Here is a 14,936-nt window from a genome sequence, read left to right as displayed (position 1 = left end):
TGTCATGAAATATGACAATTTCCCAAAATAATAAAAATGGGGTGAAATTGATGAAAACCGCAAGTGAAAACATGACTTGCACAAGCAAACAGCTATTTGTCCTTCTGAATGATTTGAAGGAAGGGAAGCTCGCTGGTGAATGCCGTATAGACGACACACTGGCCAATCAAAAATTAAAAGAGACATTGCAGCAGGACCAATTCGACATGACCGCCAATTTGCTGAACAGAATGGATTCCCCGCCCTCCAGAGTTGACTTTATGCCGCTTCATCGACTAATTACAGAAGAAGAAGTAGAAGACGTGATTGATGCGGTGAAAAGCGTGCTGCCGACCGGGCAATTTACAAGCGGTTCTTATGTTGGCGTATTTGAAGCTGAAATAGCCGCTCTTTTGAGAAAAAAGCATGTCATGGCTTCCTCCAGCGGAACCGATGCCATGATTGTCGCACTGAAGGCTGCGGGTGTTGGACAAGGTGATGAAGTCATTATGCCTGCAAACAGCTTTGCTGCAACGGAAAATGCCGTGCTTGCAGCTGGAGGCACTCCGGTTTTCTGCGATATTGACCCTGTTACATTTTGCATGGATCCTTCTGAAATTGAAGCATGCGTCACTTTGAAAACGAAATGCATTTTGCCTGTACACCTTTATGGAAAGCTGCCTGACATGGAAGCCATTGCAAAAATCGCTGATAAATACGGCATCCCGATGATTGAAGACGCCTGCCAGTCGATCGGCGTTTCCGATCTGGGAAAAAACAGCCTTTGCTTCATATTAAGCTTCAATCCGTATAAAAATCTCGGCACTTGCGGAAAAGCCGGTGCAATTGTAACGGATGATCCATCATTTGCATCCGCATGCATGGAATATATGTATCACGGCTTTGAACTGAATCAAAAAAATAAAAAGGCGGCTGATTACGGCTTTAACGCTAAGATTGATAATCTGCAAGCCGCTATTGGACTGGCAAGGATGAAATATCTTTCATTAAATAATCTGAAGCGCTTATATTTAGCAGATCGTTATATTACACATTTGCAGCAGTATGAAGACAGAGGTCTGATCAAATTGCCTCAAATGACCGATGATCACGCATGGCATTTGTTTACAATTAAAATATTAAACGGAAATCGAGACCAAGTCAAAGATATGATGCTTAAATTTCACAATGTCCAAACAGATATTTACTACCCGATATTATCCCATCATCAAAACACACCACTTGTAAAAGCCAATTATCAGCACACATCGCTGCCGGTCACTGAATCAGTTCATAAACAAATGCTTCAGCTTCCTCTCTATCCGGGACTCACCGTAGAAGAACAAGACAAAGTAATGGAGGCCTTAATTGATGTCGTATCATGAAACAATTTCTTTTCACACCTTGCAGCAAGTAAACAAGCCGAAGTACGCCGTATTTTGCGATTTTGATGAGACATATTTCGCCCACAGCGTCACCGACGAATCGAGAAAAGCGCTCATGGACCTTGAAACATTTATTCATTCGCACCATCTTGATCACAAGATTTTGCTCGGCTGGGTGACCGGGAGCAGCCTGTCATCCGTTCTTGCAAAAATGAAGCGGGGAGGCTTTCGATACCTTCCGCATTTTGTCGCCAGTGATCTTGGCACTGACATCACTTATTTCTCTGAAGAAGGCCAAGTCTCTGATAAAGATTGGGAAGCCCGATTGCAAGAATCAAATTTCTCCCATGATCTGGTCGAAGAAATCAAGCAGACTCTCTCTAAAAAATATGAGATTGCGCTTGTGCCTCAGACTCAGCATGGTTTTTCCCGCTATAAAATCAACTATTACTATAGATCGTCGGATGAGAGCACAGATAAGAGGGCGCTTGAAGCCATCAGGCAGCTTGCAAGAGAGCATGAAATAGGAGTAAATATCAATCGCTGCAACCCTTTGGCAGGCGATCCGGAAAACAGCTATGATGTGGACTTTATCCCCTTGCGGACAGGCAAACCGTACATTGTGGATTTTATATTGGATAAATTCGCGATAGAGAGGGAGCATTCATTTGCTTTCGGCGACAGCGGAAACGATGTGGATATGCTTAAAAAAACCGGACATGGTTATCTGGTGGGGAATGCGACAGCAGAAGCCAAGTCGCTCCATTCCCGTATGACAGAAGGCAGCTATACGGCTGGAATTTTAGAAGTGCTAAAAGCCCATATCAAACGATAAGGAGTGTCCTTAGATGAAAATCGGAATTATTGGAGCCGGAGGAATTGCAAAAGCTCATGCGAAAGCTCTTTCAACAGTCAAAGGTGCCGAGCTTTCCGGGTTTTTTGATATCAATTCGCTTGCCTCGCGTAAATGTGTGTTTGAATACGGAGGAACTGTATTTAACAGTATGCAGGAGCTGCTGAATCAGTCGACGGCAGTCATCGTTTCATCGCCGAACTTTTGCCATAAAGAACATGCGCTTGAAGCGATGGCCGCAGGTAAGTATGTATTGTGTGAAAAACCGATGGCTGTCTCAATGGAAGAAGCGGAGGAGATGAAAAACAGGGCGTCTCAATCTGCTTATATTCCGATCATGGGCTTCAATTACCGCCATCTCACATTTGTTCAGCGCTTAAAAGATATGATCTCCGGCAATGAACTTGGGGATATTTTGTCCATCAATGTCCATTTTAAGAAAAACAGCGCCTTGAGAAGAAAAAAATATACTTGGCGCGATCATTCGAAAAGCAACAAAACGAGCGGGGCATTAGGAGATTTGGGTGTGCATTTAATCGATCTCATTCTCTATTTGTTCGACAGCCCGTTTAAACTGGACAGTTTAAAAGTCAAAATGATGACGGCCGTCAAAGAAAAAGAACAAAAACAGGTATATGTTGATGATCATTCTGAAGTATACGGCCAGCTTGAAAATCATGTGTTTGTCAATATGATTACGTCAAAATGCACAAAAGCGGATGAGTGCGGCTTTAGCATCGAGGTCAATGGCCAAAACGGCGTATTTTACTATCATTCACGGCAGAAAAATCAGTTTTTGCTGAGGACCGGATTGACGGAGCAGATGATAACAATGCCGGACACGTGGCTGACAGACCCTGAAAATGAATTTTACGGATGGGCCGATTCCTTCAGAGTTCAGCTGATCCAATGGATGAACGGAATTCGGGATCGCAATTTCGCATCTCTTGCCACTTTTGAAGATGGATACAAGACGCAGTTCTATTTAAATGAATTTTTCAATAAAGGTCAGCAGCTGTCCCTTTCAAAACAAGCAAACTAGCATTGCGAAAAACCCTTGCCGGCCGTGCCAAAAGCCGCAAGGGTTTTATGGTCTGCAACGAAGGAGTGAGTCTAATGAAAAAAACATTTCTATTCGGCTGTTCGTTTTATTTTCTTGTAGGGGTTATCCATATCCTGCTGGGGAGCCTGTCACCGTATATCATTCAAGAATATCAACGGGATCTTCATGATCTATCCTTCCTGATCTTTTTCCAGTTCACCGGTTTTCTAATCGGCGTCCTGCTTGCGCCGATATTTGTCAGACGCACCTCTCATATGGCTGTATTGACGTTTGGCCTTTTTCTTATTCTCGTTACGCTTTTAGGCGTTTTTCTTTTTGATGTGTTCATCTTTTTTGTCATCATGGGGTTTTTGCTCGGCTTTGGCGCGGGTACTTTAGAAACGACGATGGGAGCGTATGTGATTGCACAAGATAAAAATGCGAAAGGGATGAATATTTTAGAGGTTTTTTTCGGATTAGGCGCTTTGCTGTTTCCTTTTCTTATTTATATCCTTACGGAACGATATGCCTGGCATTTCCCCTTGTATGTTTTATTTATCTTCGTTTTTGTGCTTGCGTGTATGTGGGTGGTTTATTTGCGCAGAAAAACCCCCGACACTGCTTCCGGTCAAATGGCTTATCAGGAAAAACCGACTGTGTCAGCGATATATGAAATCGGAAGGAAAGAAAAAAACATTTTCCTCTTTCTCATATTCGCTTTTGTATATGCGGGTATCGAGACCAATTTCGCAAACTTTTTGCCGGCGCTGATGCTGGAAAAAGGAGCGGAAGAAATCAGCGTGATCAGCGTCACGTTTTTTTGGACGGGAATGGTGTGCGGACGTTTATTGACAAGTATTTTTGGCGGACGCTTAACTTCCGTTGCCTTTCTGATCTTCAGTGCCGGAGCCTTGACTGTTTTGCTTTTGATTCTGGCGTGGTTTCCGGTTCATCAAACACAGCTGCTCCTCGTATTTTTCATCGGGCTGTCGGCAGCCGGCATTTTTCCGTGCGCCGTCACTCTGGCCTCGTTGGCTGGAAAGCCTTTTACAGAGGAAATCACAAGTCTCTTCATTTCATCCGCAAGTCTGGGAGGAGCGCTTCTTTCATTCTTGATCGGCTGGGCGATTGATGCAAGCACAGCCGCTGTCTTCCCGTTTCTGCTGTTCGGCGGATTGGGGGGCTTGCTGCTGGTGATCAGCGCGGTGATTTTTTTATCCGGCCTCCAAAAAAACAAGCAAAGCCATTTGGATATGTAGACCTTTTAGGGAGAGATTACAAGCTTAGTAGAATTTTTTCAGCATCCGTTTAAACCGTTCCATCTTTGACCATAATGTTGCTAGAAAAGGTTGAAGAACGGAGAGGAACGGTGGGGGAAATGAAGAAATCAAACATTGCCTGTATGTATATTTTTCTTTTATTAATAGGAGCGCTTGCAAATCTCACGACGGAAGAGACGGCCCAATCATCAGGCGGGAAGCCTGCCGTGATTCCTGATGAAGCGATTCGGCTGCGGATTTTGGCAAACAGTGACAGCGGGAGCGACCAAAGCGTCAAACGCAAAATCAGGGATGAGGTCAATAAACAAATGACGAAATGGGTGGAAAACCTGACCTCGGTTGAGGAAGCGAGACAAATCATCAGGTCGAAGCTGCCCGAAATCAAAGAGGTTGCCAAGGATGTCATGAAACGCGAAAATGTTCGGCAATCCGTGTCTGTCCGTTTTGATCGAGTTTCATTTCCGACAAAGCTATACGGCAATATGGTGTATCCGGCCGGAGAATATGAGGCTGTTTTAATTACATTAGGCAAGGGGGAGGGAGCCAACTGGTGGTGTGTCCTGTTTCCGCCGCTTTGCTTTCTTGATTTTTCCAATGGGGAAGCCGTAAAGTCGCCTGAAGACGAACAAACCGCTGCCGGGGAAAACCGCCGGGAAGAAAAAACAGACACGGCGGATGAAGCGGTATCTGGCAAAGATAAAGAAGACAAAGAAGTGAAATTTTTTCTTGTCGAATGGTTTACCGGGCTTTTTTCTTAAAGGGACCGCCTTGCTTTCACTGCAGGGCGGTTTTTTCCTGTTTGTTTTTTCATGATGGTTATTCACGCTTTTGAATATGATATAATTTTCCAAAACGGTTCGGGGGAAATACTGCTTTTCGAATATACACCTTTTGCCCGTTTCTGATGCGCCAATCACATTGCGCGACAGAAGAGAAACTGTCTTATCACCAGTACAGCGTTCATTTGCATACTCATTCAAAGCGTTAGTTCCTGCTAATCAAAATTGAAAAATGAATAGCCGGCTTTCTTCCAAATCAAAAGGTATATTTTACTGTCGCCCTCATAGATTGGATAGAGAAGTTAAAAAACGGGGTGAAAAGATGTTCTACCAATTGAGGTTAGCGGAAACGAAAGACATGAATGCGATCGAAGCATTTTTAAAAAAGGCGGGGACAAGCCATAAAGGTCTTGAGGAAGCGAAGAGCCAGTTTATCATGATGGAAGACCCTCCCGATGAAATCGTCGCCTGCCTCGGAATGGAGGAATTTGAAAACAAAAAAGGGCTGCTGCGCTCGCTTGTCGTGTCTGATAAACTCAGCCAGGGCCACATCGTTTCCCTGTTTCAAAGCATGCAGGTATTGTGCGAAAAGCGGGGAATCCAAACCCTTTATTTAATTGCCAATAAGCGAACATCGCTGGATTTCCTTGAAGTGCTCGGTTTTAAACAAGCCGCGGCAATTCCTGAAGAGCTTGATGGATCTGAACATGTTTCAGACTCACTGAACGTAAACGGAGCCGTTTTGATGGAGAAAACATCAACTTAGCCATTAACTTATACACAGAGATATCCACGGATTCAAAAGCGTTATCCACAAAATGTGGACAACGCTTGTTTTCTTTTCTTTCATCTTTTATACTTTCAACATGATTTGCATGAATTATTAACGTTTTTAGTGTTTTGTTAAGGGAGTTTTGATGTTAATGAAAACAAAAGTATGGATTGTGGATGTAAAACCCGATTTGTCCACAAACTGTCCACAAATTGCACAAGCGGCAAGACTGCTTCAGCAAAATGAAACGGTTGCTTTTCCGACAGAGACTGTGTACGGACTTGGTGCAAACGCCAAACACAGCGAAGCAGTAGCTAAAATATACGAAGCGAAAGGGCGTCCGAGCGACAATCCGCTCATTGTCCACATCGCTGAAATTGAACAGCTTGCAGAATTTGCAGAAGTTGATTCGCCTCAGGCCGAAATGCTGATGAAGCGTTTTTGGCCCGGGCCGCTGACCCTTGTGCTGCCGAGCAAGCCCGGGGTGTTATCCACAAGGGTGACAGCGGGGCTCGACACGGTTGCGGTCAGAATGCCTGATCATCCTGTGGCGCTTGAGCTGATTAGACATGCTGGCGTTCCGGTGGCGGCCCCGAGCGCCAATCTCTCCGGGAAACCGAGTCCGACGAAAGCCGAGCATGTCGTCCACGATTTGAACGGACGGATTGCAGGTGTCGTTGACGGCGGTCCTACGGGAGTAGGGGTCGAATCAACAGTTGTTTCATGCACCGGTGAAATTCCGGTCATTTTGAGGCCGGGCGGCGTCACAAAAGAGCAGCTCGAAGAAACGGCCGGCCCCGTCTTGATTGACAAGGGCCTCACCGACGAAAAAAAGGCGCCTATGTCTCCCGGGATGAAATATACGCATTATGCACCGGAAGCCCCGCTTGCCATTGTGAACGGGGGCGTTGAAGATATTCAACGGCTGATCGACCAATATCAGAAAGACGGCATGAAAGTCGGTGTCCTCACAACAGAGGAACGGGCCGGCGCCTATCAGGCGGATGCCGTCCGCATTTGCGGCAGAAGAGACCGTCTTGAAACGGTTGCCGCCGGTTTGTATGACATTCTCCGCAGCTTCGACGAAGAACGGCTCGATTTTATTTTTGCGGAGTCTTTCCCTGAGGAAGGGGTGGGCCGGGCGATTATGAACCGGCTGTTGAAAGCGGCCGGCCACCGCGTAATCGAAGCATAGCCTAAGCAGGGTTGTTCTATCCGCCTTTGGACGTGCATAAGCTAGAAAAGCTGGCGTGTCCAAGGGGGAATTGCATGAATGTTGACGTGTTAATAGGCGAAATCCTGACGCTCTCGATCATGGCTTTTGCACTTGGCATGGATGCCTTTTCAGTCGGTCTTGGAATGGGAATGGCCAAGCTGAAAAGGAACCAAATCTTTCAAATCGGCGTCATTATTGGATTGTTCCATGTCATTATGCCGCTTGGCGGAATGATTGCGGGACAGTTTCTTTCGGGTGCGCTTGGTGCGCTTGCGGGGTATCTTGGGGGAGCGCTTTTATTGGTGCTGGGCATTCAGATGATTGCCGCATCTTTTAATAAAAGCGGGGAGCGGATCATCTCTCCGCACGGCTTCGGCTTATTCATTTTTGCCGTCGGCGTCAGCCTCGACAGCTTTTCAGTCGGACTCAGCCTCGGCCTTTACGGGACGAAACCGTTATTAACGATCTTTTTGTTCGGTTTATTCAGCATGGTGTTAACTTGGGCAGGCCTTCTGCTTGGAAAAAAGGTTCAAACATGGCTTGGCGCCTATAGTGAAGCGCTCGGAGGAGCCATCTTGCTGAGCTTCGGCCTGAAGCTTTTGCTGCCCATTTAATTGAAAGATGAGAAAATCTTTTTTCTATTTTGCATAACATAATGGAACTTAGAAAAAGAGGGGGAGATCCCCTCTTTTTTGATTTCTGGAGCGGATTTTATTATTTTCCGGCTGAATCCTTTATAATATGAACAAAGGAGTGAACAAGATTGAACATATTATTTGTCTGTACTGGAAATACGTGCCGCAGCCCGATGGCCGAAGCGCTTTTTAAATCTGCGGCTGCCGAAAAAAATCTCGACGTTTCCGTCAAATCTGCGGGGTTGTTTGCTCCTGAAAACGGAAAAGCTTCTTTGTATGCAGTCGAAGCGCTTTTTGAAAAAAACATCGCCCTGAATCATACATCTTCACAGCTTTCCGAGGAGAAGGTTGAATGGGCGGATCTTGTTCTGACGATGACAGAGCAGCACAAGCAGCTGGCAGCACATGGATTTTCAGAGAGCCGAGATAAAATTTATACGCTGAAAGAGTATGTCAAAGGAGAAAGCGGGGACATCATGGACCCGTTCGGCGGTTCTCTCAGCGACTATCAAAAAACGAGGGATGAGCTGGAGCAGCTGCTGAGCAAATTGGCAGAGATGCTGGCGAAGAAATCTCAGGAATAGAAGCGGGCTAAGGAGCGTTTGCAAATCAAGCGGCAGCGGGTACAATAGACATGATCAATCAGAAATATATATCGGCTGAATACTGCTTAACGGTCTCCGCGAGACTTTTGGCGGCACATCAAACGAGGAGGAGTCATTCCAATGAAAGTAATCATTGCATCAGATCACGGCGGAATCAATATCAGAAAAGAAATTATGGCATTGATGGATGAATTGAACATCGAATACGAAGATTACGGCTGCGAATGCGGTTCAGGATCTGTGGACTACCCGGATTATGCGTTTCCGGTCGCGCAAAAAGTGGCGGACGGGGAAGCCGACAGAGGCATTTTAATATGCGGAACAGGAATCGGCATGAGCATTTCCGCCAATAAAGTAAAAGGCATCCGCTGCGCCCTTGTCCACGACGTTTTCAGTGCGAAAATGACAAGAGAGCACAATGACACGAATGTTCTTGCGATGGGTGAACGGGTGATCGGCCCTGGTTTAGCGAGAGAGATTGCAAAGGTTTGGCTTACGACTGAGTTTTCAGCCGGGCGGCACGCCGTCCGCATCGGGAAAATCGCCGATTATGAAGACAAGCATGAATAAAGGGTGTCGTCAATCATGAAAAATATTGAGCAGACATGGCGTTCTATATTAGATGAATTTCATCAGCAAGCGAATTTGCGTGACGGCCAGATCGTCGTCATCGGCTGCAGCACAAGCGAGGTGGCCGGAAGGCGAATCGGCACTTCGGGAAGCGGACAAATCGCTGAAGCGGTCTACAAAGGCCTTGAAAAGCTCCGGAATAAAACAGGAATCGCCCTCGCTTTTCAATGCTGCGAACATTTAAACAGGTCGTTGGTTGTCGAGGAAGAAACGGCGAAAGCATACCGTCTTCCCGTTGTTTTCGCCGTTCCTGTTCCGAAGGCAGGGGGTTCGATGGCTTCATATGCCTATAAACATATGAAGGCTCCTGTTCTTGTTGAACAAATAGAGGCCGATGCGGGGATCGACATCGGCGACACGTTTATAGGGATGCATTTAAAGCCTGTCGCCGTTCCTGTCCGCGTCTCTCAAAAACAGCTGGGCGAAGCGCACGTGACGCTTGCGCGGACAAGGCCGAAGCTGATTGGAGGCGTCCGCGCCGTATATGAAGCGGAGTAGCGGAAGAAGCGGGAGGAAGAGCCGGACAGGCTTTTTTCTTTATCAGAATAATTTTTAAACAAATGATATGTCGAACTATATGATTTGTCTATTCGTTTAATATTCGGTTTTTCCAATAATAAAAAACGATTTTTAAAAATAATCTCTTACATTTGCATGAAAAACCGTGTACAATGAGATGGTATAATTAACGAAATGGAAACAGATAGGAGAGGATCTCGCTGATGAAACATTTACCTGCGCAAGATGAACAAGTTTTTAGCGCCATTCAAGATGAGCGGAAACGTCAACAGTCGAAGATTGAGCTGATCGCTTCTGAAAACTTTGTAAGTGAAGCGGTTATGGAAGCTCAAGGTTCGGTTTTAACAAATAAATATGCGGAAGGATATCCTGGAAAACGCTACTACGGCGGATGTGAGCATGTAGACGTGGCAGAGGATATCGCGCGCGACCGCGCCAAGCAAATTTTCGGCGCCGAGCACGTCAACGTTCAGCCGCATTCCGGCGCACAAGCGAACATGGCGGTATACTTCACGATTTTGGAGCACGGTGACACCGTATTGGGAATGAACCTCGCTCACGGCGGACATTTAACGCACGGCAGCCCTGTCAACTTCAGCGGTGTTCAGTACAACTTCGTGGAATACGGCGTTGATAAAGAGACGCAGTATATTGATTACGAAGATGTCCGTGAAAAAGCGCTCAAACATAAGCCTAAGCTGATCGTGGCCGGAGCAAGCGCATATCCGCGCACCATCGATTTTAAGAAGTTCCGCGAAATCGCTGATGAAGTCGGAGCCTATGTGATGGTAGACATGGCGCATATCGCCGGACTTGTAGCAGCAGGTCTTCATCCGAATCCTGTTCCTTACTCTGACTTTGTGACGACAACAACTCATAAAACGCTTCGCGGACCGCGCGGCGGCATGATTCTTTGCCGTGAAGAGTTTGCGAAACAAATCGACAAGTCGATCTTCCCTGGAATTCAAGGCGGACCATTAATGCACGTGATCGCTGCAAAGGCTGTTTCCTTTGGCGAAGCTTTAAAAGACGAATTCAAAACATACGCCCAAAATGTCATCAACAATGCGAAGCGCTTGGCTGAAACGTTGAAAAAAGAGGGTGTCGAGCTCGTATCCGGCGGAACGGATAACCATCTTGTGCTGGTCGACCTGCGCTCTCTCGGCCTGACCGGAAAAGTGGCTGAAAATGTACTTGATGAAGTCGGCATCACCGTCAACAAAAACGCGATTCCTTATGATCCTGAAAAACCTTTCGTAACGAGCGGAATCCGCGTCGGCACAGCAGCCGTGACAAGCCGCGGCTTTGATCTGGAAGCGATCGAAGAAGTGGGAGCGATCATCGCGCTTGCCCTTAAAAACCATGAAGACGAAGCGAAGCTGGAAGAAGCAAAACAGCGTGTAGAAGCGCTGACAAACAGATTCCCGTTATATACCGGGCTTGATTACTAAGATATTTGTGCCGCTCCCTAAAGGGGCGGCTTTTTTCATAAAATTGTCTCCTGATTTTTGTTGAAACAAGCTGTTTTTTTATGTAGAATCAATAGAAGTGTGTGAAAAAAAGGAGCTGAAAACGGATATGGGAAAGGTATATGTGTTTGATCACCCTCTTATACAGCATAAGCTTACATACATCCGTGACGTAAAGACCGGAACGAAAGAATTCAGAGAGCTTGTTGATGAGGTTGCAACGCTGATGGCATTTGAGATTACGCGAGACCTGCCGCTGGAGGAAGTGAATGTAGAAACTCCTGTGCAAATGGCAAAGTCAAACGTCATCGCCGGAAAAAAACTCGGGGTTGTTCCGATTCTCAGAGCAGGGCTTGGAATGGTAGACGGAATTTTGAAGCTGATTCCTGCTGCAAAAGTCGGACATGTCGGGCTTTACCGTGACCCTGAAACATTGAAGCCTGTTGAGTATTATGTCAAGCTTCCATCCGATGTTGAAGAACGCGAATTCATCGTTGTCGATCCGATGCTGGCAACCGGGGGTTCGGCGGTAGAGGCGCTGAACAGCTTGAAGAAACGCGGCGCAAAAAATATCCGTTTTATGTGTCTGATCGCTGCTCCGGAAGGTGTGGACGAAGTGCAGAAGCATCATCCTGATGTTGACATTTACATTGCCGCTCTGGATGAAAAACTAAATGAAAAAGGTTATATCGTTCCCGGATTGGGCGACGCCGGAGACCGCATGTTCGGAACGAAATAATGTAAGAAAATCCTGAAAAAGGGTTTTCTTTTTTTGTGTTTTATACCATAATTAAACATGTGTGCGTCTTAAATGAGGCGAATTTGTGAACATTTTGTGAGAGCTGCTGTGAATATGAACAGTTTTTTAACTTTAAACAGATTGACACCTCAGGGGGGCTATTGTATGCTAAAATAGGCTATTATGATAAGGTTTTCATAGCGGTTATCATAATGACCAGTCCTCTGTTAAAATCCTTTGAAAACCCCATATTTACAGGCGACAGACAGATCATCGGCCCGAGAATTTTCGGACTGTGTGAAGTCTTGAGCAGAACACTACGTTCTGTAAAATGGTCAGACCGCCTAGTTTACCGTAATCGTAAGATAGATTTTAAAATTTTCACATCAGGAGCGTATTTGATGACCGATGCGAGTCTTTCATTCCGTAGGCAACAAAAATATGTCCTATATATTTTAGCAGTCTGCGTGTTAGGCTATGGATTTCTGCCATATCAGGCGATTTTTTTAGGCCTGATTACCGGCACTGTTTTCAGCTATTTCAATCTCTGGCTGCTGACCAAAAGGATGCAGGCCTTCGATAAAGCAGTGGCAAAAGGCAAAATGATCCGTTCTCTCGGGACTGCTTCCAGATTGTGCAACGCCATTATCGCGGCGGCCATTGCCTTTAAATACCCTGAGTATATTCATTTGGCAGGCGTCATTGTGGGGTTGATGACAATTTATCCTGTCATTATGATAGATTCCTTTATCCAGTTAAAACGTTCATCAATGGAAGAGAGGTGAAGACCCTTTGCACGAATCAAGAGTTGTTAACTTTTTAGGCCTTAACTTTGATGTATCAAGTATCTTAATGATTACTGTGACAAGCATCATCGTCTTTCTGATAGCGGTGCTGACCACAAGAACACTCGCGATCCGGCCGACGAAAGCCCAGAACTTTATGGAGTGGATTGTCGACTTTGTTCGCAATATTATCGGCAGCACAATGGATCTTAAAGTCGGCAGAGACTTTCTCGCCCTTGGCATAACCCTGCTGATGTACATATTTGTTGCCAACATGCTCGGCCTTCCGTTTTCCATTACAGTAGGCCACGAATTATGGTGGAAATCCCCGACAGCCGATCCGGCTGTTACTTTAACCCTCGCCGTAATGGTTATGGGGCTCACTCATTATTACGGAGTAAAAAGAAAAGGGGTGGGGGAGTATACCAAAGAATTTTTCAGACCGATTCCATATTTAGTGCCGCTGAAAATCATTGAAGAATTTGCGAATACATTAACATTGGGATTGCGTCTTTACGGTAATATTTTCGCCGGCGAAATACTGCTCGGCCTTCTTGCCGGACTGGCAACCAACTTCTATTCTCAAAGCATTTTCCTAGGGCTGGTTGGGACCATTGGTGCGGTTGTGCCGATGCTTGCATGGCAGGCGTTCAGCTTGTTCATAGGTACAATCCAGGCATTCATTTTCACGATGTTAACAATGGTTTACATGTCTCACAAAGTAAGTCATGAACACTAAAAATAAGACATATCCGATAAGGATAACAATTTAAAGGAGGAACTTTTTCATGAATTTAATAGCAGCTGCAATCGCAATTGGATTAGGTGCACTTGGTGCAGGTATTGGTAACGGACTTATCGTTTCACGTACAGTAGAAGGAATCGCACGTCAGCCTGAGGCTGGAAAAGAATTAAGAACGCTTATGTTCATCGGGGTAGCATTGGTTGAGGCCCTTCCGATTATCGCTGTTGTTATCGCGTTCTTAGCATTCTTCGGCTAAAAACTTATATAACTAGTAAAATGGCGAAGATCACTGCAAGAGGCCTTCGCCATTGCTTTATGGTTGCTTGAACTGTTATAACGGCCGGAAGAAACATCCTCATGAAAAAAGAGGGAGAACATTTTTCGATGGCCTCGGAGAGATAATCTGCAAGAAGGGAGTTGCCGTATTCGATGTCTTTTTTACCACAGGTTATGGGTGCTGGAGTAGGGTTTAACGCCGGAACAATGCTGTTCCAGCTTGTTGCCATGCTGATTTTGTTAGCGCTCTTGAAGAAATACGCTTTAGGGCCGCTATTAAATATAATGAAAGAGCGTGAAGACTACATTACCGGAGAGATCTCCTCTGCCGAGAAAAAGAATGAAGAAGCGAAGAAACTCATTGAAGAGCAGCAGGCGCTTTTGAAAGAAGCACGCGAAGAATCCCAGTCTCTGATTGAAAACGCGAAAAAACTGGGTGAACAGCAAAAGGATGAAATCATCAAGGCTGCGCGCCAGGAAGCAGAACGCATGAAAGAATCAGCCAGAAGCGAGATCGTCAAAGAAAGAGACCAGGCTGTCAGCGCGCTGCGCGAGCAGGTTGCATCATTGTCTGTGATGATCGCTTCTAAAGTGATCGAAAAAGAGCTGGACGAACAAGCCCAGGAAAAATTGATCCAAGACTATCTTAAAGAAGTAGGAGAGAGCCGATGAGCCAATCAGCTGTCTCCAAACGCTACGCAGCCGCTCTGTTTGACATTGCCCTTGAATCCAAGCAGGTCAATGAAATAGAAGAAGAGCTGACCGTCGTTAAGAAGATATTTATTGATCATAAAGACCTCAATGCCGTTCTGAGTCATCCTAAAGTGCCCGCTGAAAAGAAAAAGCAGATTTTAAAAGACTCGTTCGGATCCGTTTCGACTGCAGTCTTACATACGCTTTATCTTCTCGTTGACCGCAGCCGCACGTCAATCGTCCCGGATCTCGCGGACGAATATGTCAAAATGGCGAACCGGTTCCGCGGGACGGAAGATGCGATCGTATACTCTGTAAAACCGCTCAGCGAAGAGGAAATTTCCTCTTTTTCTCAAGTGTTTGCGAAAGAAGCAGGCGCCGCTTCACTGCGCGTCAGAAACGAAGTGAATCCGGATCTGATCGGCGGTGTGAAAATCCGCATCGGAAACCGTATTTATGACGGCAGTGTAAGAGGAAAGCTTGACCGGATAGAACGTCAATTAGCAGGCGAAAATCGAAAGAAGGGGTGAAACC

At 45.8% G+C, this 14,936-nt stretch carries 18 protein-coding genes; all 18 read left to right on the top strand.

All coding sequences use genetic code 11. From position 1 onward, the window contains the following. The first annotated feature begins 50 nt into the window (after positions 1-50). Entirely contained in the window at positions 51-1,364 is a 1,314-nt protein-coding gene (locus tag BTA31_RS00265; RefSeq protein WP_076788146.1) for a DegT/DnrJ/EryC1/StrS family aminotransferase, read from the top strand. Beyond that, positions 1,351-2,199, top strand: coding sequence for an HAD-IIB family hydrolase (locus tag BTA31_RS00260; RefSeq protein ID WP_076788144.1), 849 nt, complete (start codon positions 1,351-1,353; stop codon positions 2,197-2,199). Before BTA31_RS00265 ends, BTA31_RS00260 begins: the two co-directional genes overlap by 14 nt. 13 nt (positions 2,200-2,212) lie before the next feature. Then, positions 2,213-3,259, top strand: coding sequence for a Gfo/Idh/MocA family protein (locus BTA31_RS00255; protein WP_076788142.1), 1,047 nt, complete (start codon positions 2,213-2,215; stop codon positions 3,257-3,259). A gap of 74 nt (positions 3,260-3,333) precedes the next feature. Next, positions 3,334-4,518 (top strand): MFS transporter, encoded by a 1,185-nt coding sequence (locus tag BTA31_RS00250; RefSeq protein WP_076788139.1) that lies wholly within the window; start codon positions 3,334-3,336, stop codon positions 4,516-4,518. 119 nt (positions 4,519-4,637) lie between these two features. After that, positions 4,638-5,297: a stage II sporulation protein R gene (gene spoIIR, locus BTA31_RS00245; RefSeq protein WP_076788537.1), complete on the top strand. Its 660-nt coding sequence runs from the start codon at positions 4,638-4,640 to the stop codon at positions 5,295-5,297. Positions 5,298-5,640: 343 nt separating this feature from the next. After that, the gene (locus BTA31_RS00240) at positions 5,641-6,084 is read left to right on the top strand and encodes a GNAT family N-acetyltransferase (RefSeq protein ID WP_076788136.1); all 444 of its coding nucleotides are present in this window, start codon (positions 5,641-5,643) and stop codon (positions 6,082-6,084) included. Positions 6,085-6,241: 157 nt separating this feature from the next. Beyond that, positions 6,242-7,285 (top strand): L-threonylcarbamoyladenylate synthase, encoded by a 1,044-nt coding sequence (locus BTA31_RS00235; RefSeq protein WP_076788130.1) that lies wholly within the window; start codon positions 6,242-6,244, stop codon positions 7,283-7,285. Between the two features lie 74 nt (positions 7,286-7,359). Further along, a complete protein-coding gene (locus BTA31_RS00230; protein WP_076788128.1) occupies positions 7,360-7,920 on the top strand; it encodes a manganese efflux pump MntP in 561 nt (186 codons plus the stop codon). Positions 7,921-8,069: 149 nt separating this feature from the next. Continuing rightward, positions 8,070-8,525, top strand: coding sequence for a low molecular weight protein arginine phosphatase (locus BTA31_RS00225; RefSeq protein WP_076788125.1), 456 nt, complete (start codon positions 8,070-8,072; stop codon positions 8,523-8,525). Positions 8,526-8,666: 141 nt separating this feature from the next. Continuing rightward, on the top strand, positions 8,667-9,116 hold the full coding sequence (gene rpiB, locus BTA31_RS00220; RefSeq protein ID WP_020453266.1) for a ribose 5-phosphate isomerase B: 450 nt from the start codon (positions 8,667-8,669) through the stop codon (positions 9,114-9,116). 15 nt (positions 9,117-9,131) lie between these two features. Then, complete coding sequence (locus BTA31_RS00215) at positions 9,132-9,674, top strand: TIGR01440 family protein (protein ID WP_076788122.1); 543 nt, start codon at positions 9,132-9,134, stop codon at positions 9,672-9,674. A 224-nt stretch (positions 9,675-9,898) separates the two neighbouring features. Beyond that, the gene (gene glyA / locus BTA31_RS00210; RefSeq protein ID WP_043925155.1) at positions 9,899-11,146 is read left to right on the top strand and encodes a serine hydroxymethyltransferase; all 1,248 of its coding nucleotides are present in this window, start codon (positions 9,899-9,901) and stop codon (positions 11,144-11,146) included. A gap of 127 nt (positions 11,147-11,273) precedes the next feature. Next, positions 11,274-11,903, top strand: a complete 630-nt coding sequence (gene upp / locus BTA31_RS00205; RefSeq protein WP_003186017.1) for a uracil phosphoribosyltransferase — start codon at positions 11,274-11,276, stop codon at positions 11,901-11,903. Positions 11,904-12,304: 401 nt separating this feature from the next. Next, positions 12,305-12,688, top strand: a complete 384-nt coding sequence (locus tag BTA31_RS00195) for an ATP synthase subunit I (protein WP_043925152.1) — start codon at positions 12,305-12,307, stop codon at positions 12,686-12,688. Between the two features lie 7 nt (positions 12,689-12,695). Next, entirely contained in the window at positions 12,696-13,427 is a 732-nt protein-coding gene (gene atpB / locus BTA31_RS00190; RefSeq protein ID WP_043925151.1) for a F0F1 ATP synthase subunit A, read from the top strand. 49 nt (positions 13,428-13,476) lie between these two features. Beyond that, positions 13,477-13,689 (top strand): F0F1 ATP synthase subunit C, encoded by a 213-nt coding sequence (gene atpE / locus BTA31_RS00185; RefSeq protein WP_020453260.1) that lies wholly within the window; start codon positions 13,477-13,479, stop codon positions 13,687-13,689. A gap of 173 nt (positions 13,690-13,862) precedes the next feature. Beyond that, on the top strand, positions 13,863-14,381 hold the full coding sequence (gene atpF / locus BTA31_RS00180) for a F0F1 ATP synthase subunit B (protein ID WP_043925150.1): 519 nt from the start codon (positions 13,863-13,865) through the stop codon (positions 14,379-14,381). Then, entirely contained in the window at positions 14,378-14,932 is a 555-nt protein-coding gene (locus BTA31_RS00175; protein WP_043925149.1) for a F0F1 ATP synthase subunit delta, read from the top strand. The genes atpF and BTA31_RS00175 overlap by 4 nt, the downstream gene beginning before the upstream one ends. Positions 14,933-14,936 lie beyond the last annotated feature (4 nt).

Origin of the sequence: Bacillus haynesii, assembly GCF_001969855.1 — a bacterium.
Lineage (GTDB): Bacteria > Bacillota > Bacilli > Bacillales > Bacillaceae > Bacillus > Bacillus haynesii.
Note: the sequence above shows the minus strand (reverse complement) of the source record. Positions and strands in the feature narration are given on the sequence as shown.

Coding starts and splice junctions, on each gene's coding strand:
- spoIIR (WP_076788537.1), top strand. CDS start 4,638: ATGAAGAAATCAAACATTGCCTGTATGTATATTTTTCTTTTATTAATA.
- BTA31_RS00265 (WP_076788146.1), top strand. CDS start 51: ATGAAAACCGCAAGTGAAAACATGACTTGCACAAGCAAACAGCTATTT.
- BTA31_RS00195 (WP_043925152.1), top strand. CDS start 12,305: ATGACCGATGCGAGTCTTTCATTCCGTAGGCAACAAAAATATGTCCTA.
- atpE (WP_020453260.1), top strand. CDS start 13,477: ATGAATTTAATAGCAGCTGCAATCGCAATTGGATTAGGTGCACTTGGT.
- BTA31_RS00240 (WP_076788136.1), top strand. CDS start 5,641: ATGTTCTACCAATTGAGGTTAGCGGAAACGAAAGACATGAATGCGATC.
- BTA31_RS00260 (WP_076788144.1), top strand. CDS start 1,351: ATGTCGTATCATGAAACAATTTCTTTTCACACCTTGCAGCAAGTAAAC.
- BTA31_RS00235 (WP_076788130.1), top strand. CDS start 6,242: ATGAAAACAAAAGTATGGATTGTGGATGTAAAACCCGATTTGTCCACA.
- BTA31_RS00250 (WP_076788139.1), top strand. CDS start 3,334: ATGAAAAAAACATTTCTATTCGGCTGTTCGTTTTATTTTCTTGTAGGG.
- BTA31_RS00230 (WP_076788128.1), top strand. CDS start 7,360: ATGAATGTTGACGTGTTAATAGGCGAAATCCTGACGCTCTCGATCATG.
- atpF (WP_043925150.1), top strand. CDS start 13,863: ATGTCTTTTTTACCACAGGTTATGGGTGCTGGAGTAGGGTTTAACGCC.
- BTA31_RS00175 (WP_043925149.1), top strand. CDS start 14,378: ATGAGCCAATCAGCTGTCTCCAAACGCTACGCAGCCGCTCTGTTTGAC.
- BTA31_RS00215 (WP_076788122.1), top strand. CDS start 9,132: ATGAAAAATATTGAGCAGACATGGCGTTCTATATTAGATGAATTTCAT.
- upp (WP_003186017.1), top strand. CDS start 11,274: ATGGGAAAGGTATATGTGTTTGATCACCCTCTTATACAGCATAAGCTT.
- BTA31_RS00255 (WP_076788142.1), top strand. CDS start 2,213: ATGAAAATCGGAATTATTGGAGCCGGAGGAATTGCAAAAGCTCATGCG.
- glyA (WP_043925155.1), top strand. CDS start 9,899: ATGAAACATTTACCTGCGCAAGATGAACAAGTTTTTAGCGCCATTCAA.
- rpiB (WP_020453266.1), top strand. CDS start 8,667: ATGAAAGTAATCATTGCATCAGATCACGGCGGAATCAATATCAGAAAA.